Below are 1,361 nucleotides of genomic sequence, written 5' to 3' on the forward strand. Positions count from 1 at the left end.
GAGAACACGCGATCGCCTGGAAATTATCCCAATCTTCCCAAGTTCAACAAATATTTTGTACCCCAGGAAATGGTGGCACTGCCACCCAAGCAAAATGTCAAAATATACCCATTTCAGTTACAGATTTTCCAGCCCTTAAACAACTTATCGACGACCAAAATATCTCTCTTGTTGTTGTTGGTCCTGAAGTTCCCCTAGCTCTCGGCATTACCGACTACCTACAACAACCCAACCTCAAAATATTCGGTCCCACTAAAGCAGGCGCCATTCTCGAAGCTAGTAAATCTTGGGCAAAAGATTTTATGTCCGAGGCAAATATTCCCACTGCTAAATCAGCCACCTTTACCAAGGCCGAAACTGCTAAAGAATACATTACAGAAATTCCCATAGTCATTAAAGCAGATGGTCTAGCTGCCGGAAAAGGAGTCACCGTCGCCACTACAATTGAAATGGCTCATAATGCTATAGATGATATTTTTCAGGGAGACTTTGACAAAAAAAACCAATCTGTGGTAATAGAAGAATTCCTCACAGGTCAAGAAGTATCAGTATTAGCCCTGACTGATGGACTAACCATTCGTCCTCTATTACCAGCCCAAGACCATAAACAAGTAGGCGAAGGAGACACAGGACCCAACACCGGAGGTATGGGCGCTTATGCTCCTACTCCTATTATTACGCCAGAACTCATGGCCTCCATTCAACAACAAGTCCTAGAACCAACGTTGACTAATTTACAAAAACGTGGTATAGATTATCGAGGCGTGATTTATGCTGGATTAATGATTAGTCCGACAGGAGAGCCAAAAGTATTAGAATTTAACTGTAGGTTCGGCGACCCAGAAACTCAACCTATTCTCTCTCTGTTGGAAACTCCATTGGAGGAATTATTATTAGCTTGTTGTGAACAACGTTTGGCTGAGTTGCCCCCTATTAAATGGAGACCGGGAGTGGCGGTATGTGTAGTTTTAGCTTCTGGGGGTTATCCGGGAGATTATGAGAAAGGTAAAATAATTTCTGGAATAGAAAAAGCTGAAGCTAATGGAGCGACTATATTTCATGCTGGAACAAAATTCCAGGCAGAAAATTTAATCACTGACGGGGGTCGTGTTTTGGGAGTAACAGCAGTAGGGAGTAATTTTACTGAGGCTAAGACAAAAGCTTATGCTGCTGTAAATTCTGTTCAATTTGAAGGAATGTACTATCGCCGAGATATAGGTAGTCGGGTTTTAATGAATTAGGACTGATGCAAAGCTACTATATATAGAGTTAAAAAACTATAACGTTATAGTTTTTAACGCTATATATGTGTCATGGTGCGTAATTCCTATGAATAATGAATAATGGATAATGGATAATGA

At 40.9% G+C, this 1,361-nt stretch carries 1 protein-coding gene; it reads left to right on the forward strand.

Features of this window, described 5'->3' with window-relative positions; translation table 11 throughout:
* A partial coding sequence (gene purD, locus AFK68_RS00130; protein WP_143437358.1) for a phosphoribosylamine--glycine ligase occupies positions 1 to 1,241 on the forward strand: 1,241 nt, incomplete at its 5' end.
* Positions 1,242 to 1,361: the final 120 nt, after the last annotated feature.

This window comes from Hydrocoleum sp. CS-953, from assembly GCF_002260545.1.
Classification (GTDB): Bacteria; Cyanobacteriota; Cyanobacteriia; order Cyanobacteriales; family Microcoleaceae; genus Trichodesmium.